The organism is Pseudoduganella dura, from assembly GCF_009727155.1.
GTDB classification, from domain to species: Bacteria; Pseudomonadota; Gammaproteobacteria; order Burkholderiales; family Burkholderiaceae_D; genus Rugamonas; species Rugamonas dura.
The window spans coordinates 3,059,619-3,083,775 of sequence record NZ_WNWM01000002.1; the positions used below are offsets into that span (position 1 = coordinate 3,059,619).

General features: G+C 59.5%; 15 protein-coding genes and 3 pseudogenes. 3 read left to right on the plus strand and 15 right to left on the minus strand.

Annotated elements, in window-relative coordinates:
• Positions 1-64: 64 nt before the first annotated feature.
• The 6 genes from GJV26_RS13420 to GJV26_RS13445 form a co-directional block, all read right to left on the minus strand.
• Positions 65-661, minus strand: a complete 597-nt coding sequence (locus GJV26_RS13420) for a chalcone isomerase family protein (protein WP_155709245.1) — start codon at positions 659-661, stop codon at positions 65-67.
• Positions 662-756: 95 nt separating this feature from the next.
• Complete coding sequence (locus GJV26_RS13425; protein WP_155709246.1) at positions 757-1,014, minus strand: YfhL family 4Fe-4S dicluster ferredoxin; 258 nt, start codon at positions 1,012-1,014, stop codon at positions 757-759.
• A gap of 8 nt (positions 1,015-1,022) precedes the next feature.
• The gene (gene coaD, locus GJV26_RS13430) at positions 1,023-1,514 is read right to left on the minus strand and encodes a pantetheine-phosphate adenylyltransferase (RefSeq protein WP_155709247.1); all 492 of its coding nucleotides are present in this window, start codon (positions 1,512-1,514) and stop codon (positions 1,023-1,025) included.
• 61 nt (positions 1,515-1,575) lie between these two features.
• On the minus strand, positions 1,576-2,208 hold the full coding sequence (rsmD, locus tag GJV26_RS13435) for a 16S rRNA (guanine(966)-N(2))-methyltransferase RsmD (protein WP_155709248.1): 633 nt from the start codon (positions 2,206-2,208) through the stop codon (positions 1,576-1,578).
• A 236-nt stretch (positions 2,209-2,444) separates the two neighbouring features.
• On the minus strand, positions 2,445-3,140 hold the full coding sequence (locus tag GJV26_RS13440; protein ID WP_216643132.1) for an NUDIX hydrolase: 696 nt from the start codon (positions 3,138-3,140) through the stop codon (positions 2,445-2,447).
• A 186-nt stretch (positions 3,141-3,326) separates the two neighbouring features.
• Positions 3,327-4,199, minus strand: coding sequence for a DUF6279 family lipoprotein (locus tag GJV26_RS13445; RefSeq protein WP_155709249.1), 873 nt, complete (start codon positions 4,197-4,199; stop codon positions 3,327-3,329).
• Between the two features lie 41 nt (positions 4,200-4,240).
• On the opposite strand from GJV26_RS13445, the gene glmU reads away from it, so the two are divergent.
• Entirely contained in the window at positions 4,241-5,623 is a 1,383-nt protein-coding gene (gene glmU / locus GJV26_RS13450; protein ID WP_155709250.1) for a bifunctional UDP-N-acetylglucosamine diphosphorylase/glucosamine-1-phosphate N-acetyltransferase GlmU, read from the plus strand.
• Here glmU and GJV26_RS13455 read toward each other — a convergent pair.
• Together GJV26_RS13455 and GJV26_RS13460 are read right to left on the minus strand one after the other, a co-directional pair.
• The gene (locus tag GJV26_RS13455) at positions 5,607-6,254 is read right to left on the minus strand and encodes an acyl carrier protein phosphodiesterase (protein ID WP_155709251.1); all 648 of its coding nucleotides are present in this window, start codon (positions 6,252-6,254) and stop codon (positions 5,607-5,609) included. The genes glmU and GJV26_RS13455 overlap by 17 nt on opposite strands.
• A 654-nt stretch (positions 6,255-6,908) precedes the next feature.
• Complete coding sequence (locus GJV26_RS13460; RefSeq protein ID WP_155709252.1) at positions 6,909-7,373, minus strand: Lrp/AsnC family transcriptional regulator; 465 nt, start codon at positions 7,371-7,373, stop codon at positions 6,909-6,911.
• Positions 7,374-7,643: 270 nt separating this feature from the next.
• On the opposite strand from GJV26_RS13460, the gene glmS reads away from it, so the two are divergent.
• Entirely contained in the window at positions 7,644-9,473 is a 1,830-nt protein-coding gene (gene glmS, locus GJV26_RS13465; RefSeq protein WP_155709253.1) for a glutamine--fructose-6-phosphate transaminase (isomerizing), read from the plus strand.
• Between the two features lie 489 nt (positions 9,474-9,962).
• On the opposite strand, the pseudogene GJV26_RS13470 reads toward glmS, so the two are convergent.
• A pseudogene (locus tag GJV26_RS13470) lies at positions 9,963-11,390 on the minus strand (IS1182 family transposase); the annotation flags it as partial.
• A 1,420-nt stretch (positions 11,391-12,810) separates the two neighbouring features.
• On the opposite strand from GJV26_RS13470, the pseudogene GJV26_RS13475 reads away from it, so the two are divergent.
• Positions 12,811-13,971 (plus strand): annotated as a pseudogene (locus tag GJV26_RS13475) (IS30 family transposase).
• A 127-nt stretch (positions 13,972-14,098) separates the two neighbouring features.
• On the opposite strand, the gene GJV26_RS13480 reads toward GJV26_RS13475, so the two are convergent.
• The 6 genes and pseudogenes from GJV26_RS13480 to GJV26_RS13510 all read right to left on the minus strand — a co-directional run.
• Complete coding sequence (locus GJV26_RS13480; protein WP_155709254.1) at positions 14,099-15,115, minus strand: hypothetical protein; 1,017 nt, start codon at positions 15,113-15,115, stop codon at positions 14,099-14,101.
• Positions 15,116-15,189: 74 nt separating this feature from the next.
• Positions 15,190-16,866, minus strand: coding sequence for an AAA family ATPase (locus GJV26_RS13485; protein ID WP_155709255.1), 1,677 nt, complete (start codon positions 16,864-16,866; stop codon positions 15,190-15,192).
• Positions 16,863-18,194, minus strand: a complete 1,332-nt coding sequence (locus GJV26_RS13490; RefSeq protein WP_155709256.1) for a restriction endonuclease subunit S — start codon at positions 18,192-18,194, stop codon at positions 16,863-16,865. The genes GJV26_RS13485 and GJV26_RS13490 overlap by 4 nt, the downstream gene beginning before the upstream one ends.
• Positions 18,191-19,648, minus strand: a complete 1,458-nt coding sequence (locus tag GJV26_RS13495) for a class I SAM-dependent DNA methyltransferase (RefSeq protein WP_155709257.1) — start codon at positions 19,646-19,648, stop codon at positions 18,191-18,193. Before GJV26_RS13495 ends, GJV26_RS13490 begins: the two co-directional genes overlap by 4 nt.
• A 42-nt stretch (positions 19,649-19,690) precedes the next feature.
• On the minus strand, positions 19,691-23,194 hold the full coding sequence (gene hsdR, locus GJV26_RS13500) for a type I restriction-modification system endonuclease (RefSeq protein WP_155709258.1): 3,504 nt from the start codon (positions 23,192-23,194) through the stop codon (positions 19,691-19,693).
• Between the two features lie 468 nt (positions 23,195-23,662).
• A pseudogene (locus GJV26_RS13510) lies at positions 23,663-23,956 on the minus strand (transposase domain-containing protein); the annotation flags it as partial.
• Positions 23,957-24,157 lie beyond the last annotated feature (201 nt).

The window sequence follows — 24,157 nt, forward strand, 5'->3', positions numbered from 1 at the left end:
TGATATCAACTTATCTTTCCGGGAAACTATCAAAATGTCACGAGCAACATGACCTGTTGCTTTTTCATCCGCCCAGCAGCTTCGGTTTCAGGTCCGCATCGGCCGGATCATTGCCGATCCAGATGCGCAGGATCGCGTTGTAGTACGCCACGTCCGGCACGGTCTCGCCGATCTTCCTGCCGTTGAGCGTGCACACGGTGCCGGTGCCGGGAATCCAGTCCACCAGCAGCACGTCGCCTTTCTTCAGGCCGGGAATGGCGGCGAACATCTCGCCGAACGTCTTGGTCTGCGGCAGCAGGCGCGTGCGTTCCGCGGCGTCCGTGTTCGCGTTCAGGCCCTTCATGAACGCGTCGCCGAAGTCCTGCGACGTGAGGTCGCGCAGGCTGACGATCTGGATGCGGCGCGCGCCCTGCACGGCCTGGATATCGGCGGCGGTGGTTTTCTTTTCCGGCAGGTACAGGCCCAGCGCATAGACCTTGAAGATCACCTTGGTGCGCAGGCCGGCGCCGTTCAGCTTCAGCGCCTGGCCCTGGACGGTGGCCGTGTCGTCGAATTTCACGCCGGCCACGTCGGTGGCGGCGAAGGCCGGCAGTGCGGGCAAGGCGGCGGCAAGCAGCAGCGCGCAGGCGCCGTGGATCACTAATCTGCGGGAAGGATTCATCGTGTCTCCGGAGGGATGTTGTGGAAGTGCCGTTGCACTATACCACCGCCCTGCCCGGTTCGAGCACGATCATGCTTTTTCGTGAAGCGCGCCGCTCAGGCGGCCTTTGCCGCTTCCAGGCGCTCGTATTTGGCGCGCAGCTGGTCTTCCGATTCGCGCCATTCCGGGTTGAACGGAATGCACGCCACCGGGCACACCTGCTGGCACTGCGGTTCGGAAAAGTGGCCCACGCATTCGGTGCACTTGTCCGGGTCGATTTCGTAAATTTCCAGACCCATGTAGATCGCTTCGTTCGGGCACTCGGGCTCGCAAACGTCGCAATTGATACAGTCGTCGGTGATCATCAAAGCCATGGCAACCTCTAGGCGGCGTCGAGTGCCGCGATTTTCCTGCGCAACCAGCGGTCGACGGACGGGAAGACGAACTTCGAGACGTCGCCGCCCAGCTGGGCGATCTCGCGCACGATCGTGCCCGAGATGAATTGGTACTGGTCGGACGGCGTCAGGAACAGCGTCTCGACATCCGGCAGCAGGTAGCGGTTCATGCCCGCCATCTGGAATTCGTATTCGAAGTCGGAAACGGCGCGCAGGCCGCGCACGATCACGCGGGCATCGTGCTGGCGCACGAAATCCTTCAGCAGGCCGGAAAAGCTCTCCACCTTCACGTTCGGGTAATGGCCCAGTACCTCGTTGGCGATTTCCAGGCGCTCTTCGACGGTGAAGAACGGATGCTTGTTCTTGCTGTCGGCAACGCCGACCACCAGCGTGTCGAACAGGCCCGAGGCGCGGCGCACGAGATCTTCGTGACCACGGGTCAGCGGATCGAACGTTCCCGGATAAACGGCTACAACCATTGCGGCTCCCTGCATTTTGCACGAATCAGACGCGCATTATGCCTGAAACGCGGAAGCGGGTTTACCCCGCCCGGCGCTGCAACAGGTGGAAGTGCACCATGCCGGCCTTGTCCTGCCGCACCACTTCCCAGTTTTCCAGCCAGTCGGGCGCTTCGCCGTCCTCGTCGATCAATGGCTGGCCGGACTCGGCATACACGAGGCCGCCCTCGGTGACGAGCCTGTCGCACAGCGGCAGCGCGCGGGACAGGAAATCCTCCTGATACGGCGGGTCGAGGAAGATCACGTCGAAGCGCTGGCCGCGCTGCGCCAGCGATTGCGCCAGCGCCAGCGCATCGGCACGCTGCACCACCACATTGGTGGCGTTCAGCTTTTCCTGGATCGTCTGCAACTGGCGCACGATGACCGCGTTCGCGTCCACCATCGTCACCTGCTGGGCCCCGCGGCTGGCGGCTTCGAAGCCGAGCGCGCCGCTGCCCGCGAACAGGTCCAGCACGCGCACATTGCCCCAGTCGCCGCGCAGGTGGTTGAGCCAGTTGAACACGGTCTCGCGCACCCGGTCCGGCGTCGGCCGCAAGCCCAGCGCCTCGAGCACCGGCAACGGCGTGCGCTTCCAGCTTCCGCCGATGATGCGCACCTGCTTGGCGTGCTGCGGACCGTGGACGGGAACTTTGGCGGCGGGCTTTTTCTTTTGCATGGGAACGTGACACGAAAATGACCGCGGGACTATATCACGGCGTCAAACCCCAAGACGGACACTGTCCACAGGAAACGTTACTGAAAATCGGCGACAGTCCCCGATTTTTGGCAACAGTTGACAGTTCCAGCTTCGATTGGCTCTTCAATCGCACAAGGTACCTGGAACCGGGGTCAGACCCCGAATTTCGGAAATATTGCCAAAAACCGGGGTCTGACCCCGGTTTTTGGCAACACTCAATCGCACAAGGTAGGAAGGTCGGGGTTGGCGGCGAAGTCGAACAGCCGCTCCAGCTGCGACAGCGTGACGCGGTCGGTGGAGATCTCCAGCCCCGGCAGCTCATGGCGTGCGACCCAGCGCACCTCGGTTGTCTCAGCGGTGTCCGCCAGTAGCGCGCCGCCGGTGGGGCGGCACAGCACGAACGCCTTGTACACGTACCACGCCTGCGGCGGGTGCGGGTGGACGCGCTTGTCCCACAGCGCCAGCAGGCGGACGGCTTCGGTGTCCAGCCCGGTTTCCTCGCGCACTTCCTTTACCGCCACTTCGAACGGCGTGCAGCCGACGTCCGCCCAGCCGCCCGGCAGCGACCAGCGCCCGCCGTCGTGTTTTTCGCGCGCCATCAGTACTTCGTCCGTACCGTTGAACAGCACGGCGCGGATGTCGACTTTCGGCGTCGGGTAGCCGCGTTCCAGCGCGATCGCATCCCGTAGTTGGGAAACGGGCTGGCCGGTGAGGTGGCTGAGCATCTGCTGGCTCAGCGCCAGCACTTCCTGGTAGCGCTCGGCGTCGAACACATGCGGCTCGTAGGCCAGCCCGGCCTGCGCCAGCGCTTGCAGCCGCTGCGCGATGCCCAGCCACATGCCGTCCGGCGCCGGTGCGGCAGTGGCGTCCGCGCCAGTTGAAATGGTGTCTGATGCGATGTCGGGGTGCATTGCGAGCTCCACAGGAAGATAACCCGGTCAGGCTACCGTTTCCCGGACTGGAGCGCCAGTACCGGCCATGGCAGATAGTTGCCATGCAGGCCGGTTCGGTACCGGAAACCATGATGGCGCCGCACTGCAAGCCACCCGCACTACAAGCGGCCATGTCGCAAACCTGGCGTGCGGACCTTGCAGCCCTTACTTGACGTCCGCGGCCAGCGTGTTGAAGTCGTTGATCCAGCCCTGCATGCGTTTCTGTGCGTGGGCCTTCTGCTCCGGCGTTGCGATGCCGATCACGGTGTGCACCAGGCCGATCGAAGCCTCGGTGTTGGCTTCATAGAAGGCCTTGCGCTCGGAGTTGTCGAGGCGGGCGAAGCTTTCCCGGATCAGGCTCTGGATCTGTCCGACCGCCTGCTCGCGGGTCGGCTTTTCCTGCATGATGCGCCGCGCCAGTGCAAGCACGCTGCGCTGGCGGCGCATCCGTTCGTCGAGCCAGATCGCGTTATCCAGCGGGCGCGCATCGGATGCCTTGCGGATGATGTCCTTCTGCTCGCGCGAAAAACTGCCGAACCACAGCTCGAACTGCTCCATCGATTTCTTGTAGCGGAAAGCGTTCTGGTCTTCGCGGTCGCCCTTCATGTTCTCGCGGCGGAACTTGTCGTTATTTTTCGCGAACTTCTTCTCCATCTGTGCCAGCTGCTCGGGCTTCAGCGACAGCGCCAGGTCGGCGATATCCGGCGCCGCCTTCAGCAGCAACGCCTGGGTGCGTGCGCGGATATCGTCGTAGTCGGCGCGCAGGTCGGCGGGTGTGGGATTGCCGCGCAGCTGCTGCTGCGCGCGCTGCATCACGTGCACGTAATCCTGCAACTGCGTCTTGCGATGCCAGCGGAACAGGTCGTCGATATCCTTCTTGACCTGGTCGCTCTGCTCGCCGTCGAAATCGACATAGTTGTCCAGCCACCAGTACAGCAGCGTGTCGCCGTTGTTGTAGGCCAGCTTCAGCGAGCTGCAGGCCGTCAGCAGTGCCAGCAGGGCGATGAGGAACCAGGTACGGAAAGACGATGTCTGCATGTTAAACTTTTGCCTATTATTAACTGAAACGAATCCAGCATATGAATGTAGTCATTCTCGCTGCCGGCATGGGCAAGCGCATGCAATCGGCACTGCCGAAGGTGTTGCACCCGCTGGCGGGCAAGCCGCTGTTGTCGCACGTGATCGACGCGGCGCGCACCCTTGCTCCGGCCAAATTATGTGTGATTTACGGGCATGGCGGCGCCACGGTGCTGTCCGCCCTCGAAGCGCAGAAGGCGCGCGGCGGCGTGGAAATCTCCGCCGCGCTGCAGGAACCGCAACTGGGTACCGGCCATGCCGTGATGCAGGCGCTGCCCGTGCTCGATGACGCCGTGCCCACGCTGGTGCTGTATGGCGACGTGCCGTTGACCTCCCCCGCCTCGCTGCAGCGCCTCGTCGATGCGGCCGGCAGCGACAAGCTGGGCATCCTCACGGTGGTGCAGGACGATCCGTTCGGCCTGGGCCGCATCGTGCGCGAAGGTGGCAGCAACCGTATCGTGCGCATCGTCGAGGAAAAGGATGCAACGCCGGAAGAACGCGCGATCAGGGAAATCAACTCCGGCATCATGTGCATTCCCACCGGCCGGCTGAAGACCTGGCTGGCATCGCTGGAGAACAAGAACGCGCAGGGCGAGTACTACCTGACGGACATCGTGGCCCGCGCCGTGGCCGATGGCGTCGAAGTGGTATCGGCCCACCCGGCGGCCGAGTGGGAGGTGCTGGGCGTGAACAGCAAGGTGCAACTGGCCCAGCTCGAACGCATCCACCAGAACAACCTGGCGCTGGCGCTGCTGGAAAAAGGCGTGACCGTGATGGACCCGGCCCGCATCGATATCCGCGGCGAACTGGTGTGCGGCCGCGACGTGACGATCGATGTCGGCTGCGTCTTCGAAGGCAAGGTCACGCTGGCGGACGGCGTTTCCATCGGCGCCCACAGCGTCATCGTCAACGCCGCGATCGGCGAAGGCGCGCAGATCAAGCCGTTCTGCCACATCGAGGAAGCCACGGTGGGCCCGAAATCGGCCATCGGCCCGTATGCGCGGCTGCGCCCGGGCACCGCGCTGGGCGAGGACGTCCACGTCGGTAACTTCGTCGAGATCAAGAACAGCCAGGTGGCCGCGCACAGCAAGGCCAACCACCTGGCCTACGTGGGCGATACGGACGTGGGTTCGCGCGTCAACATCGGCGCCGGCGTCATCACCTGCAACTACGATGGCGCCAACAAGTTCCGCACGGTGATCGAGGACGACGCCTTCATCGGCAGCGACAGCCAGCTGGTGGCGCCGGTCACCGTGGGCGCGGGCGCCACGATCGGCGCCGGCACCACGCTGACGAAGAACGCGCCGGCCGGCAAGCTGACGATTTCCCGCCCCAAGCAGCTGACGATCGAGGGCTGGCAGCGCCCCGTCAAGACAAAGAAATAGGCGAATCCGAAGCAGGCGATTCCGCAGCAAGCAATTCAGAAGTAAGTAACTGCGCCCTGCGCCCTTCCGCGAACCGCACCAGGTCGGGGAAGAAGCGCTCGAACCCTTCGGCGATGGCGTCGCGGTGCCGCACCAGGTCCTGCACGCCGTCGCGCAGCAATTCGCCATTGCGGCTCAGGCGGCGCGATACCCGCGCGATCGTTCCTTCCACGCCGTCGAACGTCGCATATCCCCCCAGCCAGTCCTGCCGCACCAAGTAAGGCAGCATCTCGCGCAGGCGTGCCGGCAGTATCGGCTCGTGCGCCGCCAGCGCACGGTAGAAGCGGGCAATCAGCGCTTCGCGCGGCACGTCGCACCATTGCCGCCAGTGCCGGCTCAACTCGTGATCGTAGAACACGTCCAGCACGATGCCTGCATAGCGGCGCCTGCCCTCCCCGAACAAGGCCTTCGATGCCAGCACCGCCGGGTGGCTGTCGGTATAGGTGTCGATGTGCCGGTGCAGCGTGATCTCGCGGGCGATTCCGGGCGGGTAGGCAGCGACGTCGTTGGCCTTGACGAAGTCGCCCAGCATCGCGCCGACCATCGCCGCATCGTCGTGCCGGGCCAGGTAAACGTGGGCAAGGTAATTCATGCGCCATTCTAGCCGCTGCGACCGGGCGCCGCTGTGGACAAGCGTGTGCACAAGGGCCTGCACAACCGGTGCACAGGCGGTGAAGAAGTCGGGTTGCCCGCTGGGACGGGCATGCAGGCCTGCCTTCAGAGTCGATTGGGGATAACGTTGTTGACAAGGGGGCGGAAAAGGCAGGGATAAGCCGTGCATAGCTCTGTATGGCGCTCGACGGGCGTGATTTCGCCCTTTCGACTCACTGGATAACTTTGTGGAAAAGTGCAGGGAAAGCATGTGGACAGCCGGCGCCGCACGCTTTCTGCAGGGTGGCGTGCCTGCTGTTTCGGCACGTGCTGTCATCAGGGGAATGAAACCGGCCGGGCCGGCCGTCGGCAGCGCATTCCGGTGAATAATTCGTCATTTATGCACAGTCAAATAAGGCAACCCGATTAAACAAGCCAGGATGCAAGCTGTTGCGGCATTCGTCCGGAACGTGGCCAGGCATCCCGTGGCCTGCCGGCATGGCTGTGGGTAATTATGTGGAAAAGCATGTGGTCAAGCCGGTATAAGCTGGCGATAACCCGGCCTTTCACAGTGGAAAAGCCCGTGGACAAGCGGGTGCGAAACCGGTGAACAGCCTGTGGATGAGTGTGGATAAGTGGCTGCCGGCATGCCGCGTCAGACGGCAATCCGGGTCTCGAACTTGCTGCGGAACGTGGCGAAGTAAGCCTTCACATTGCGCACATTCGCATGGCTCGTGAACAGGCGGTGCGCCAGCGCATGGTAGGCGGGCATGTCTTCCACCTGCACCACGAGCACGAAATCCGGCCCCGGCGATACCCGATAGCACTGCAGTACCGCGTTTTCCTGCGCCACCAGTGCCTCAAATCCGGCCATCCGCTCGGCCGCCTGTATGTCGAGCGTGATCTCGACGATCGCCGTCAGCCGCGTGCCCACCTTGTCCGGCGCCACGATCGCCACCTGGCGATCGATGACGCCCGCATCGCGCAGCGCCTTGACGCGGCGCAGGCAGGTTGGTGCGGACACATGCACCAACTGCGCCAGCTCGGCGTTGGTAATGGCCGCGTTTTCCTGCAATGCGTTCAGGATGCGCCGGTCCAGCTCATCCAATGTCATTTCCATGGGTGTCTCCCGAAGTAGATCGTTAACGTGAATCAACTCTTCCAGACATTTTTTCGAAGAGTATTTCCATAGGGCATAATTATTAAAGAAAATCTAGAAAAAGACACTATGCCGTGAAATTTTGCATAAATATTTCAGTTATTTTGATCGAATAATTCATGCTCCATTAGGCATGAAATTTTATTTCATTATTCTAATGAATAAGTAAGCATATTTCCACAGGCCTGCTCTACGATGGCCTCCATATCAACGAATACTGTAGAGGTCATCATGTGCGGCATCGTCGGCGCGGTAGCGCAACGTAACATCACCCCGATCCTGATCGAAGGCCTGAAGCGCCTCGAATACCGCGGCTACGATTCGTGCGGCGTGGCCCTGCATGCTGATGGCCGCCTGCAGCGTTCGCGCAGCACGTCGCGCGTGGCGGAACTGGAAAAGCAGATGCAGGAAGTCGGCCTCCAAGGTTTCACCGGCATCGCCCACACCCGCTGGGCCACGCACGGCGCACCGGCATCGCACAACGCGCACCCGCACTTTTCCCCAACGTCCGACAATGCCCGCATCGCGCTGGTCCACAACGGCATCATCGAGAACCATGACGAGTTGCGCGCCGAACTGACGGCGCTGGGCTACGTGTTCCAGAGCCAGACCGATACCGAAGTGATCGCTCACCTGGTCGATCACCTGTACACCGGCGACCTGTTCGACACCGTGCAAGTGGCTGTCAAGCGCCTGCACGGGGCCTATGCGATCGCCGTGTTCTCCCGCGAGGAACCGCACCGCGTGGTGGCCGCGCGCCAGGGTTCGCCGCTGATCGTCGGCCTGGGCAACGGCGAGAACTTCGTGGCGTCCGATGCGATGGCGCTGGCCGGCACCACCGACCAGATCGTCTACCTGGAAGAAGGCGACGTGGTCGACCTGCAGCTGGGCCGCGCATGGATCGTGGATGCCGACGGCAGGCAGGTGGAGCGCGAAGTGAAGACCGTGCACGCGCACACCGGCGCGGCCGAGCTGGGCCCGTACCGCCACTACATGCAGAAAGAAATCTTCGAACAGCCGCGCGTGGTCGGCGACACGCTCGAAGGCGTGACCGGCATCATGCCCGAGCTGTTCGGCGACGAAGCCTACAAGGTCTTCAAGAAGATCGACCGCGTGCTGATCCTGGCCTGCGGCACCAGCTACTACTCGGGCCTGACGGCCAAGTACTGGATCGAATCGATCGCCAAGGTGCCGGTCAGCGTGGAAATCGCCAGCGAATACCGCTACCGCGACAGCGTGCCGCATCCGGACACGCTGGTGGTCACGATTTCCCAGTCCGGCGAAACGGCCGACACGATCGCCGCGCTGAAGCACGCCCGCTCGCTGGGCATGGAAAACACGCTGACGATCTGCAACGTGGCCACCAGTGCCATGGTGCGCGAATGCAAGCTGGCCTACATCACCCGTGCCGGTGTCGAAGTGGGCGTGGCGTCCACCAAGGCGTTCACCACGCAGCTGGCCGCGCTGTTCCTGCTGACGCTGTCGCTGGCACAAGTGAACGGTCGCCTCACGGACGAGGAAGAAGCGGCGCACCTGAAAGCGATGCGCCACCTGCCCTCGGCGATCACGGCCGTGCTGGCGCTGGAACCGCAGATCATCGCCTGGTCCGAGGATTTCGCCCGCAAGGAAAACGCGCTGTTCCTGGGCCGCGGCATGCACTACCCGATCGCGCTGGAAGGCGCGCTGAAGCTGAAGGAAATCTCGTACATCCACGCCGAGGCATACCCTGCAGGCGAACTGAAGCACGGCCCGCTGGCGCTGGTGACGGAAGAAATGCCGGTGGTGACGATCGCCCCGAACGACGCGCTGATCGAAAAGCTGAAGTCGAACATGCAGGAAGTGCGCGCCCGCGGCGGCCAGCTGTACGTGTTCGCCGACGTGGACTCGCGCATCGCCTCCGGCGAAGGCGTGCACGTGATCCGCATGCCGGAACACTACGGCGTGCTGTCGCCGATCCTGCACGTGGTGTCGCTGCAGCTGCTGGCGTATCACACGGCGCTGGCGCGGGGTACGGATGTGGACAAGCCACGGAATCTGGCGAAGTCGGTGACGGTGGAGTAAGGGGGAGCGTTTTTCAAAAAACGCCTGTGGACGAACAATAAAGTCGGCCACAAAACAATAAAGTCGAACACAAGACAATAAAGTTAGACACAAGCGGACGCCGGGACTTTACTCGGCAAAGAAGCCCATGTGTGCCATGTTCCGGCCACATGGGTTTTTTACATCTGCTACTTGATTTTCGATGAACACTGACTAGGGCGAATAAAGTTGGTCGGGCCGAATAAAGTTAGTCGGAGTGGCCCTGCCTGTCGCCACCTTCATGGTGGCGGCAGCGGGCAGGCTCATGTACAGTGAGCCTGCAACCGGCCGCTTTCGGCCCAGGCTGTGTAAAAACTCAGAAATGGATAGAGGTGATCAGTCTGCATCGGCCACTGCATTTCTTCAGTTTGGAGGGGCGCTACGGAAGCTGTTCCCATCTTTCGAGCTCGGCGACTGGACCAGCAGGGTGAGCGCCGCAAACGCACGTTGTAATGCCCGTAAAAGGGCATATGCCCTGACTGCTTCGAACATGCCGTCGACACCAAGTAACGTCATCAAGCGCTTAAGGTTATAGGCGAGTACGTGCAGGCTCATTTCGGTCTTCACTCGTTCCATTCCTTTCGTTAGAAAGTGCGTCACCCCCATCCAGGACTTGATGGTGCCGAACGGATGCTCGACCGAGCAACGCCGGATTCGCATGGCGTCCGGATTTTGTTCAAGACGCTCCTGCATGTCGTCAAGCACGTCCTGGTGTTCCCATCGCGTCACCCGGCGCTCCTGGCTCGGCGTGCACTTATCCTTGAGCGGGCAACCCTTACAGTTCGAGCTCCAGTAGCGATGGAGTGTCATGCCCTTTTCAACGCTGGCAAATCGCTGGATCAGCGATTTGTCAGCCGGGCAACGGTACTCGTTCTTCTCTCGATCGTAGACGAAATCAGCCTTGTCAAATCGTCCGTCGGCCTTGGCATTGGACGTCTTTGTCGCTGGCACTACTGCAGTGATGCCGGCTTGGCTGCATGCCAGGACCTCTTCGCCTTTGAAATAGCCGCGATCAGCGATCGCAGTTAGCGTGGTGGCCCCGATTGCAGTGCGAGCCTTCTTGGCCATTGCTGAAAGTTGATCGCGGTCGCTGCCGATATTGGTCACGTCATGCGCCACGATCAGGTGGTGCTTGGTGTCGACCGCAGTCTGGACGTTGTACCCGATGATCCCTGAGCCTCGCGTCATCATTGAACGGGCATCCGGATCGGTTAGCGAGATCTGTGTTTCGCCAGTCGCTTCCAGCGTCGCTTCGATCTCCTTGAGCGCCGCCATCTGTGACTTCATTGCCGCGATCTTGTCGTTCAACCGCGTGCTGCGCGCTTGTTTCGTCGCCGGTTCTTGCCTGTCGGCCGTGTCCAGGTCCGCCAGGTAGCGAGCAATGTTGGCCTCGATCTCTTCCATCCTGCGCTTGAGCTTGGCCTGCGTGAAATTGCGGTCACTGCTGTTGACTGCCTTGAACTTGCTGCCGTCAATCGCGACCATTGCATCGGAAAATAGGTCGAGTTGTTGGCACAGTACGATGAACTGTCGGCAGACATTACGAATCGCTTTGCCGTTGTCCTTTCGGAAGTTGGCGATCGTCTTAAAGTCCGGCGCCAGCCGCCCCATCAGCCACATCAGCTCGACATTGCGCTGCGCTTCGCGCTCAAGACGCCGGCTCGACTGAATGCGGTTGAGGTAGCCGTAGATGTAGAGCTTGAGCAGTACTGCTGGATGGTAAGCTGGTCGCCCTGTCTTCGCTGGCTGCACACGCTCGAAACCGAGTTTGCCCAGATCGAGTTCATCAACAAACACATCAACCACGCGAACGGGATTGTTCTCAGCTACGTAATCGTCCAGCAGTTCGGGCAGTAACGTCCCCTGTCCTCGATCCTCGCCTTCGATGAAGCGCTTCATATTGCACCTCGGTTGATGAGATACTTACGCAACGTTTACCGATCTGGTTTCGTTTACGCGGCGCGACGTTTTTACACAGCCTGGGCCAGGAGCGGACCTTCAACCTGCAACAAGATCCAAAAGCCGAAACTTACATTCAGGAAGGAGAGTACGACCGAATGACCAGTGCGAAACACACCAAAACCGATGGAGCCGCCGCCGCAAGATACGCAGCGGGACTGCTGGGCATAGCGACTTGTGCAGAAACTACCGCAACATCAATGGCTGAAGATGCCGGTAAAGTCGACGTTAAGTTTTCGTTTCGACATATTGCGTCAACCGGGAAGCTTATAACTGCTCACGCCCAAGTGAAGGCTGGACCGTCTTACCGACAAAACTCATCAGACGCAACCCAACTTCGTCTTGGCATAGACAAGGCGACGCTGCAAGCATTGTCAGGAACTGGTATGCCCGGAGTGGTAATTTGGGTGCCGCCACCTCCGATGGACCGACTGTACTGGTATGCTGCTGACCCTCGTGCCATACTAAAAACTCCAGTAAAAGTGAAACGAACGCAATACATTCGTCCCTCACTGCGACATGATTTATCACGTTTTTATGACTATGCTTCATGGACCCGGGGATATACAAAGCAGACTGTTGCCGCACTCCCAGACGTTCAAGTGATGGCGAAAGCGAAATTGGCCTACAAAGCGTTGAAGTCTCACACTTGGATTAACCCATTAGTGGGGACACTTGAAGTATCTAGACTGGCTTGGCGCCACATCACACGACGTTCGAAGTCTGTAGGGCGTCGTACCATGTCTCTAAGGATCACTCCTTATCTCAAAGCATTTCTCGCGAGTCCGCCCGACCGGTACGCTTGCAATATCTTCGATATTCGAGAATCCGGAACACGGACTATCGAAACTAGATATCTTATGTGCTGGTATCGACAGGCGCTTACTATAAAAGGCGAGAGCTACTCGCTCCTCGTTCGTATACGGGAAGAAATTACATTTCCGACAAACTGGGCAGCTCGCCCGCTCAGTACCTCGGACGTTACGCAGGTGGCGACGTTAGCCGCTTGGTGGGCGAAGAAAGATAGTTGACGTATCTCCCTCGGATTGCTGTACCGACACATTTTTAGAACAACGAATCGCTCTTTTTCCGTGTCATCAAACCCAGCATGGTTGAGACAGATACGTCGACGAACATTGTACCCTTCTATGCGTCCGACGAAGGGGCTACTGGACGAAATAAATTTGCACTCGTCAAGTTCCGTATCAGTGTCATGGCCGACTCGCACGCTGTAGTTGATTACACTAGAGCAAAAAAATAAATGTCACTGCTCACAACGCCAAGGGCCGCTTTGGGTTGCGGATTCAACCGGTGAACGCAACACGCTAAACTGACTGGGTAAGTCATGAGGAGTGTGCACATGAAGCAGAGACCTCGAATCTATTATACGGACAGTCAGAAGGCGTTGATGTGGGATCGCTGGAAACAGGGAGAATCGCTTCAAAAGATCGCCGAATTGTTCGGTCGAAATCACTCTTCTGTCATGGGGATTTTGGCTGAAACGGGTGGGATACGCCCGGCAGAAAGATGTCGTTCCAAGCTTGCTTTGACATTGGCCGAGCGTGAGGAAATATCGCGTGCAGTGGTTGCCGGCTAGTCGATTCGCACAATTGCTGCCTCCCTCGGACGAGCGCCATCGACAGTGAGTCGAGAAATCCGCAGAAATGGTGGCTTGGAAATTTATCGTGCAGGCCGGGCCGACGAGCATGCATGGGTCCGAGCGCGGCGCCCCAAGCCGTGTAAGCTGGTAGAAAATCGAGAGCTCGCCGACATCGTCGCTAGCAAACTCCAATCGCAGTGGTCGCCTGAGCAAATCGCTGGCTGACTGAAGCAGACCTACCCCGGCAGCGAGGTCTACCACGTGTCACACGAAACGATTTACCGTAGCCTCTACATACAGGCCCGTGGTGCATTGAAAAAGGAGTTGCTGGAGCACTTGCGACGGACGCGGAGTATGCGAAGGTCACGTCACCACACGCAAAAAACAGACAATCATGGACGAATCGTTGATGCGGTTTCGATCAGTGAGCGACCAGCTGCTGTGGAAGATCGAGCGGTACCTGGGCACTGGGAGGGAGATCTGCTCTTCGGAAGCCACAACAGTCAAATCGCTACGCTTGTCGAGCGCCAGACACGTTACGTTATGCTGGTGCAGGTGGCTGGCAAAGACACTAAAACAGTCATCGATGCACTTATTGGGTCGGCTCTCAATTTGCCGCGGGAACTGTACAAATCCTTGACTTGGGATCGTGGCAAGGAAATGGCCGGGCACAAGCGTTTCACGTTGGCGACTGATATAAAGGTGTATTTCTGTGACCCGCAAAACCCCTGGCAGCGTGGATCAAATGAAAATACCAACGGGTTACCATGTCAGTATTTTCCTAAGGGGCTAGACCTATCGACGTATTCTCAAGAGCATCTTGACGACGTCGCAAGAAAACTTAACGAACGCCCCAGGAAAACACTCAACTATGAAACGCCAGCACAACGATTTTTAGATTGTGTTGCGTCGACCGATTGAATCCGCAGTCGAAAGCGGAAGTTCGGGACAACTTTGAACAAAAGTGGCGGTACGAACTCGTCTTTAAAAGCGCCACAAATTCAACAGCCCCATCGGGGGCCGTTTTTCTATGCACAGAGATAGCTATTCATTGAAAGAACAGCGCCTCCATATCCTGAATCGCTTGGGGTGTGGGAGCAGTCGCCTGACGCAAAGCCGCACGGCTTCTTGGATTCATGCCTCTTACCGCTGCGTAGACGCGCGCACGCCAGTAGTTGAAGGGCGTCAGCCTTTGTGCTTGGGCTTTGGCAAGACCAGCATCGCGGAGTTTCTCCAAAAAGGACGCATCGTCAGGTGCGCGAGCATCCTCGGCCATCTTTGCTCCCAATTCTCTAAACTCACCCTCCACACGAGACTTGATCTGGTAGACGTCATCCCAGGTCGCGAGCTTTTCTTGTCGATTAGGATCCGCGCTCCTGAAGTTCACGACCACGCGCGGAAACAGATCGTTCGCGTCATCTACAACCACCTCGATCTCTTGAAACGACGCGCGTTCGGTCCACGGCGAAAAGCTGAGGCGACGGACCCCATCCTTGAGAACCAAGTCTTTGGCCAGCTTGGCTTTGGAGTTGCAGGTATTACAGATGGGCAGCAAATTCTTAGGATCGACTCCGTATAGCGGGTACACATCTTTTGCCAGAAGGTGGTCGTACGGGCCGCGCCACTGCTCATTGTCGTTCTCGTCAGCACGAACCTGAGCAAGGTATTCGGTCCCGCAAACGCAGCACACATTGCCATTGCCTGGCGCGTTGCCGTGACGGAAGCGAGCGTAGTGGTCGTCGATGCATTCACCACATGCCTGCTCCACGGCTTTGAGCTTCGCAGTGCGCTCGAACAAGTGAACTGCAAGAATTTTCAAGGCGGGAAATACTGAGTCAGGTATGACTGGAAGCGGCTTTGTCCGATCAGCCAGAAATGTGCAAGGCTCTGTGTTGAGTGCCAATGCGTCCTTGAGGGTTTGCTTCTGCCGTTGATGAAGCGCCGACAACTGCGCCACCAAAGCGTCAATCGCTGCACAAGTCGGCGGATTTCCAGCTACTGCAGCGCACAGGCCGGCGGGAAGGTTCGTTTCATCGACCTGCCGCCCCTCAAGCGTGGCGAGCATCGTCGCTCTAAGAAAGCGATTGAGTCCGTCGAAAACTTCGGACTGCTGAAGATGGGGTCTAATTGCAAACAGCATCAGGGGGCCCGCAGCTTGTTGATGAGGTACGAGCGTTCCATCGACTCGCCGAGTGAGTCTTCGAGCCAGTCCAACTTTTCTTGATTCGTAAATTGACGATCTGCCAGCCTCTCACGAATTTCCTGGACAGCCGTCTCGGAGATCGTTGCACGCAGGTTAAAGTGTTTTTTGATCAGCACGTCAAACGATGCGCCAAAAGTTTCTCCTGGCGGATTCGTCATGTCAGTCACGCCGTTGACCTTCTTGAAATGGAACACCGCTTCGCGGGGTAGTGAAGAGACCAGAAACGGCGAGTGCGAGGAGATGATGGCCTGGGCTTTTCCGTTGGTCTCATTCGCCTTTTCAAAGTCCAGGTGAAATCGGGTGCGCCAGCTTGGGTTCAGGTGCGTTTCAGGCTCGTCGTAGAGGAACAGCGTCTCATCGTCCCCGAAGAGTCGGACGGCGCCCAGTGTCAACAGAAGCTGTACTTCTCCGTCGCTCAAGTCGTCATACGCGACAGTTCGCTCGCCATCAGACATCCAGAGTTCCAGCACAGAAAGAGGGAGCTTCCCTTTCAGCGGCTTCTCAACATGGCCTTGAAAGTTGTCGCGACGCAGCTCGCGTTTCATGCTCCCCGACCATTCATCAACGCCAAGAAGTTGAAGCTTGTACAAGGCCGAGAACCACTCGTCGGGCTCTCGCGAGTCGTTAACCATCCGACGGATAACTTCCGGGTCCGCGAAATCGATTTCGATGTCGCCGGCCAAGTAGTCCAGTTCCAGCAACTCATACTCGGCCTCGCTGGTTCGTGGGGAGATCGGCGTACACCTGTGTGGTCCCGCCAATTCGATCAAGCGCTTGATGTCGCGAGCGTTGTCCGAAGCAGTCGCCTGCCCACGCAGGTCGTACCTCAACACCATACGCGCTGGATGGCGGAAAGGGATTTCATCCCATACCTCGTCACGATCAGCATGCGGGAGCATGCCGATTATCGCTATCAGCAGCGCCGCGCAGTCATAGTCAAGGAAGAGGTTTCTGGGTATCGCCGTGTCGGTCTCGCGCAGCCTGAAGAGGCTCGATTCGGGATCCTCGCCTTCGGCAGCGAATATGCCCGGGTTGCGCCTGAGATAGCGCTCATTGATGGCCAGCGTTGCCCGTTCATCCACTTCGGGCTGCGCAAGCTCCTTCTTCAAGTTTGCCCTGACCCGAATCACGTCAAAGTACTGAAGCGCATTGCGCATGAAGGCTCGCTGAAGGTTTTCGGACATGCCGGAGGCGTATCCGATGACCCGTGGTAGCGCCAACTCTTCCAATGAGCCATCCGACGTGATCTCACTCCATGTCCCCTGGGCCGGGTCCGCAACACCATCGTGAGGCTGGCCAACTAGCTGGTGCACAACAATACGAAGGCGATTCCGCGTGTCCACGACGAACCGGCGTAAACCTTCGTAGCGCGACGATCCCATCTCGTACGTAACGCGGAAGTCATACCCAAGAGGCATACGAACCCGGAAGTCCTGTCGCTGCAGCCTCTCAATGTAGGCAAAGGCCTCGGCGATGAGTTCCATGACCTGCGACTTCCCCGAACCGTTGGCACCAATGAGGACGGCCACGTCACCCTTCACTGTTGAGAAGTCCAAGGCCTGATCCTTCAGGCCTTTGTACTGCCCGAACAGCTCGATCGACAACAGCTTCATGCAGCGCTCTTCCGTCCTCGTCTTGTACTGGTCGGCGGTGCTTCCTGCTGCAGTCGGCGGAGCAGTTCGCTAGCTGGTTCATCATTCGGGTCTTGCGGCACCAGTTCGCCGCGGAAGGCCTTGGCTAGCAGCGCCGGGGTCAGGCGCTCGGTGACGGTTCTTGCAGTTCGCAGCCGGGCTTGAAGGCGGTCGGCGAAGGCGAAAAGGGTTTCGACGCGGCGGACGATTTCGACCTGTTCTTCCTTCAAGGGCAGCGTTAACGGAAGCGTTCGTAAGTCCTCAATATTGATGCCTGTGTAAGCAACACCCTTGGTCACACCGGTCAGCCATCGCTGACATTCGTCACTAGCGATCCAGAGTGAGATGTAGGCAGAGGACGCCAGGGCTTGGTCAACCGGTACAACCGCAACCTCACGGGACACATTCCAGCCCGCCATGTCGTCTGTCGCCACAGCTACACCGCCGAGGGTGCCACGTACGTTCACAAGTACCTCGCCGCCACGCAGCACTGTGCGTCTGTACTCAGCTGAAAGGTTTGGATCGATGAGCTTCATTCCATCGAGCTCGAACCGAAGCCAGCGAACGTTGCTTGTACGCAAGCATGGCGTGCCACCCGGCGTTTCATCGCCAAGTTTGACCACACCGTATGTGATGACCCGATCTGGCAAACAGATTGCCTGAAGGGTCGTCTCCGCTCCGTGTTTCAATCCCCGCGCTATACGCCAATCCTCCGTCAAGCGCCCTGAGAACGCGGCGGCGAGAACGGATTGGCGAAAGCGTTTGAGGATGGGTGCGATGCGGGTCAGGCGGGTGTTGACAGCGTCCACACGGGCAAGGACGATGTCGATTTTGTCGGCGATGCGTTTTTGCTCATTCTTCGGTGCCAGGACGAAAGGCGCCTGTCTTCCAGCCTCCGTTCCAAGACGAGGCATGTTCACTCCATGGCTCACATCGGTCACGTAGTTCAAGAACCTGGGATGGCGAAGCCAATGGAACAGGTAACGGCCATCAACCGCTTCGGAGGGCTTGATCGGTACGATTTCTGTTGTACAGACACCTGGCTGATCGGCGAAGGTGACCTTGTTGAGATAGGGGCGCAGTTTCCCGTAGAGAACGTCACCAGCGTCGAACCGGTTCTTTGTGCTTTTTGATTGACGCTCAGAAAACATCACTCGTTGAAGTACCTTGGTGGTGTCCTTCTCAATGTCTTCGAGTTCAAGCACCCAAGTGTCGGGCGTGAGATCCTCAGGCTCGGCCTTTACGGTGGCGCCATAGAGCACAACGCTACCGAGGTTGGTCTCAACCCATGAGGTGGGCAAGGTGCTCACAGCGCTTCCTCACCGAGTTCTGCCAGGATCGCCTCCAGCTCCGCCAAAGCGCCGTTCAGCTCTGCGACCGCCTCCCGCGCCAGCACCGCCGGCTCGGGTAGGTCGGCCGCATCTTCGGCGCCGTCATCCTTGAGCCAAGCGATGTCCAGGCTGTCGCCTTTTTCGCTGGCGATCCAGTCGCGGCTGAAGCGGCGGAATCGGCCCTGATCGCCCTGGTCCTGCCGCGTGGCTTTGCCGTTGGGATCGTCGCCGTACGCGGCGATGAAGTCCGTAAAGTGCGCGTCGGTAAGCGGGGTGCGTTTACCGAATTTGGGCGCGTTGGCGCGCATGTCGTAGACCCAGGCCTCTTGCGTGCTGCCCGTTGCGGCCTGGCTGACTTTCTCGAAGAACAGCACGTTGGTTTTGACGCCCTGGGCGTAGAAGATGCCGGTGGGCAGGCGCAGGATGGTGTGCAGGCGGCACTTGTGCATCAGGTCGCGGCGGATGTCGGCGCCCACGCCGGCTTCGAACAGCACGTTGTCGGGCAGCACCACCGCTGCGCGCCCACCGTCCTTGAGATGGCGCACTATGTGCTGTAGGAAGGCGAGCTGCTTGTTGCTGGTGGCAAAGGTCAGGTCGTCGCGAGTGGGGCCGCCGCCGCCCTTGGCAGTGCCGAAGGGAGGGTTGCTGAGAATGATCTGGCTCTTGGGCAGGCTGCCACCGGCGCTGCCCAGCGTATTGCCAACATGCACGACGCCTTCATCGTCGCCTTCCATGCCGTGCAGCAGGCAGTTCATAAGCGCCAAGCGGCGGGTACCGGGTACCAGCTCCATGCCAAGGAATGCTTGGCTACGCTGGAACTTGCGTTCTCGTTCGTTTAGCTTGTAAAGGTCGTCGGTCTGGTCTTTGATGTAGCGGTCGGCCGCGATCAGGAAGCCGGCGGTGCCGGCGGCCGGGTCTTGCACGGTTTCGCCGGGCTGTGGCTTGATGACTTTGACGATGGCGTCGATGAGCGGACGGGGCGTGAAGTACTGTCCGGCGCCGCTCTTGGTTTCGCTGGCGTTCTTCTCCAACAGACCTTCGTACAGATCACCCAGTCCGTCTTGCCGGGCGCTGAACCAGTCGATGCCGTCCAAGCTTTTGACGAGCTGTTCCAGGTGGCGCGGTTCTTTCAAGCTGGTCTGCGCGTCTGCGTAGATGGCGGCGATCAGCCGGTCTTCACTGGCGGATAGCTTGAGTAGGGTTTCGCGGTAGTGGCGCAGCAGGTTCAGGCCACTCTTGTCGCGCAGCTCCGGCCAGCGGGCATAGGGTGGCAGCTTGTGGCTTTGCAGAATGCCGCTCTCAGTGTTCTCGTACTCCATTTTGATGAAGAGCAGCAGCACGAGTTCGGTGACGTAGTCGCTGTAGTTGATGCCGTCGTCGCGCAGCACGTCGCAGAGATTCCAGAGCTTCTGGACGATGTCTTGGGTTGTCATTTTTAAGTTTTATGAATCTATTGTGCGTTAAATGCTGGATTGTTAGGCGGCGCGTGGCCAGAGGCCCGAAGCCAGCGCCCCCATCACACTGTCGAGTTGTCCGCCCAGCAGTTTGTCTAGCTGTTTCGCACCACCATCGTTGGCAAAGGCGTTGTTAACAAAAGCTCGGTCGATGACCAGCTCGTGCGTGAGCTGTTTGGCTAGGCGCTCAAGCCATTTGCGCTGCACCGGCGTCCAGGCGTGTAGGGCATAGATCTTCAGCATCGCCTGTGCCACCCGCTGGTCGAAGGGTAGTAGAGCTTCACCCAGCGCCGCTTGGCGGATGTAGGCGATGACACCGGCCGCGATGTCCAGGTTGCTGTGATTGCGCCAAGCGGCCTTGAGGCTGGCTTCGGAGTAGCCAGCCCCGTCAAGCAACAAGCGAACCTCCTTCAGCTGTTCGCGAGTGAGGTCCCTGGGGCGGTTCACCACTGTGGCCATGGCGACCGATTGGTTGACTTGCGCGCACACGAATTGGCTGAAGCTGTCGAGGTAGTCCTCGGGTTTGGCGTACAAGCCCCAGCTTTGGCTGCGTTGCCGTAGCTCGTCGGCATGGGAGGCGATGATGGGCATATAGGTTGTACCCAAGAGCTGTGTGACCTCAGCAAGTTGCAGAAGGAGGCGAGTGTTGTCGCGCAGAAAATCGGCTGCGGCCTGGGGGCCACCTTCTTGCCCAAGCTGGTGCAAGTGGCGGTGCAATTGCTGCGGCGGCATCCCCCATTGCTGCTCCAGCTGGTCCAGCTTTTCTTTCAGGGCCGGCTTCTTCTCGGCCTTGTGCGCGGCGTCGCGTAGAACGCGCATGAGCTTCTGGTTGAGCTGGTCGAGCACGTCGTGCGCGTGGCTGCGGCCGGGGGCGCTGCCCGCGGCCTCGTGTGCGGCAGGGTTGTTCAGCTCTTCGAACAACTGTTCCAGCGTGACCTTAGGGTCCTTTACCAACGGCTGCATGGTGTTGACGGCCTGAAGCGAGGCGTACAGGTCCACCGGGTCGTAGATCTTGAAGACGGTCTTGCCGATTTCGTCGCAACGCCGAGTGGCGCGTCCAATCATCTGTTCGTACAGGATGCGTGAACGCACCCGGCGCATGAAGACCAGGTGGCAGATGGGCGGCACGTCGATGCCGGTGGTCAGCAGGTCCACCGTGATGGCGATGGTGGGGAAGCGCTCGTTCTTGTAGCGACGGATGAGCTGGTCGACTTTGTCGGACGCGCCAGTGATTTTTTCGACCGCGGCTTGGTTGTAGTGGTCACCGTGAACAGCTTTGAAGGCGTCGCCCAGCAGGCGTTTGACCATGTCGGCATGAGCGTCGGTGGCGCAAAAGATCATGGTCTTCTCTTCGCCCATGGGATCCAACTCCTGTGCGAGCTGTTCGCAAATGACGCGGTTGAACGGTTCGCTGATGACACGCTTGTTGAAGCTTTCGAGTTCGAAGTGCAGTTCGTCATCCAGCTCCGCGGTTTCTATTTCGCCGGTACCGAGGTTAATGGCCTCAACCTGTTGGCCGCTGTCGAAGTGGATGCCGTGCTGGCTCAGCAGGGTCTGGTAGCGGATGGGGGGCTCGTGGTCGATGAGCCAGTCGTCGGCCACCGCTTCACGGTATGAGTAGGTGTAGACCGGTCGGCCGAAGATGTCGGTGGTGTGGCGCGCTGGAGTCGCAGTTAGCCCCACCTTGACGGCGTCGAAGTAGTCCAGCACGCGCCTGTAAGTGGAGAGGTACTGGGCCTGGTCGCGCATGGCAAGCTCGCCCTCGGTCATGTCCTGGTCCAGCGTGTAGCCGCGGTGTGCTTCGTCCACGATGATGCAGTCGAAGGCGTCCAGCGGGGACGGGTTGTCGCTGCCGAAGATGCGCTTCACCATGGCCTGAACCGTTGCCACCTGCAAGCGGGTTTCGGCCTCGGCAGCCATGTCGCCCAATTCGGCGATGTTGTAGATCTTGGACAGGGGTTGGCTTTGCTCCAGCGGTGCTTCGTTGAAGGCGTCAATCGCCTGGTCCCCCAAGGCGGTCCGGTCCACTAAGAACAGGATGCGACGGAAGCGCTCAACCTTGAGCAGGCGGTAGATCAGTCCGATGATGGTGCGCGTCTTGCCCGTGCCGGTGGCCATGGCCAGCAGGCACTTGGTCTGGCCTGCGGCCAGCGCGGCTTCCACTGCGCCAATAGCTTTCTGCTGGTAGTCGCGGAGGCCCAAGTAGGCAAAGCCTTCCTGTTGCAGCTTGGCTTCGGCCTCGGCCTTGTTCCGGCGGAGCTGGTCAAGCAGGCCGTCAGGTGAGTGGAAGCTTTGCAGTGGCTTGGACAGATTGCCCTGGTTGCGTAGATCGCGGAACCAGGTGCCGCTGGCTTCAGGGCTCTGCTTGACCAGCGGGCGGCCGTTGCACGAGTAGGCAAAGGGTAGATGAAACAGGCCACCCTGGCCGTCGGGCCACGGGCCCTTACGGCCTTCAGCCAGCCAGGCTGCTTCGTACCCGGGCTCGATTCGAATGCCGCGGGCGTAGCGTTCGGCTTGGCCGATCTTCCCGGCGACGTTGATGTTCAGGCGCTTGGCTTCGACCGCAGCAATGGGCATGAGACCGGCGAACAGCACGTAGTCGGCGCTCTGCTTCCCTGCGGTGGGCCACTCGGCAATCGCCAAATTGCGGTTACGCTCCGGCCGCGCACCCTTGGCGTGCGTGAGCGCGTGGCTGTCGGCCTCCCAGCCAGCGTCCTTGAGCATCTGGTCGATGAGCAGGCGCGTAGATGCTTCGTCCATCGCCACTTTCTGTGCAGCCTGTGTGGCGCGCTTGGCAAAGGCCTGAATATCCTGTGAGCTGGGGATGGTTGCATGGGCATTGGCGGCTTGCAGATGTGCGTCGAACTCGGCCTTGAGGGTGGCGTAACGGGCGCCGGCCTCTTCGGCCAGGACTTCATAAACGCTGCGCTCTTCTGCTGCTCGTTCGGCCAGTAAGCGTTCTTGCTCCGCCTGCGCAACCAGCAGATCGGCCATCTGAGCCTTGGCAGCCTGTTCAGTCTGTACTTCCTGAAGGTGTTGTGTGAGGTCGGCCACTTGCTGCTGCAGCGCGAGCAACCGCTGGCTGGGGTCGTCCGGCAGAATGAAGGGACCGGGCTTGAATTCTGGGTTGCTGCCGAAGCTTCGGTGGAACCACAGAGCGATTTCACGCGCGACCTTCAGCGCCTCCAAACCCTCACGGAAACCGATGCGGTGATCCGCCTGATGCGCAGCTTCGTTGCCTCTGTGGCGCAGCAGATGGAACATCTGTCGTACTTGCGGATCAAGGCCCAGACACTGATCGACTGCGCGCAGCAGCTCGGCCTGAGTGGGTCGGATCAGGCGCACACCAACGCGGGAGGCCACATCCTGCGTGATCGACTCGGCTAACAACCGCAGCTTGAGCACGCAACTGGCCGGATCGAAAGGATAAAGCCGCTCGGCGGTCGCCCCAAGATCAGCGAGCAACGGGCTGTGCTCAGTTAGAAATCCGAAATTGCTGAGTCCTTGCGCGATGTCTCTCGCCATTGACCTCTTACTCCCCTGAGTCCTTGCAAGCCGGTTCGCCCGCAGTGTTTGGTGGACTTACCCTTTCACAACCGTCTTATGCACCCTTACGGCTTCCACTGCTCCTTCACCTCCAATGCCGCGCGATCTACAGTAGTCGAGTACCATGAACTCGACCATAGATGCTAAGCTTCGCCGCTCCTGCTCGGCGGCGGCGACCAGCGCAGCCTTCACATCCGGCGGGACTCTAACGCTAACAACCTCTGTCTTCGTGACGGCCACGAGCTGCTCCTGTGTGAAAAACGCTAGCGTTTTGCTAAGCATATCAGGAATTGTCTTTCCGGCCAACAAGTCTTGAAAATTGGTGCGCTATGCGCAAAGAACTATGGCGCGCGCAGTTGTGTTCGGGCGCTAACTGAACATGCTTGCCGGCCGCGACGTGCTGTACGCATGTCGTAAGCGTCCAGCGACACCACGTTCCGCAGCAGTTCAGTTCAGCGTAGAGTTCGTAAATGGCAGCAGCAAATCGATCTTGCTGTTCGGGCAGGTCCGCAGTTGATCGAGCGTGTCGGTCAGCCAGCGGGCAGGATCGAGCCCATTGAGTTTAGCCGTGGCAACCAAGCTCTGGATGGCACCAGCACGATGCCCGGCACGTGCCGAGCCAACAAAGATCCAGTTCTTCTTGCCGATCGCGATGGGCCGTATGACGTTTTCGACAGGGTTGTTGTCGATCGGGAGTGTGCCGGAGCCGGTGTAGCGCTCCAGTGGAGTCCAGCGTTTGATGAAGCTCGCGCACGAGATGCAGAATATTCTCCGAGCATAAGCCACAGCGAAAACTACGACATCTCCATATCGTATGATTTTAAAAACTGTGATTCCGTGCTAGACGTTGCAGTCTGTTAGGTCGTGCGGTGATTTGAATCCATAGTTTATGTGCAGGGACTATGCTAGTGATGAGCTGATAAGCAGCTTTACGCGAACAGG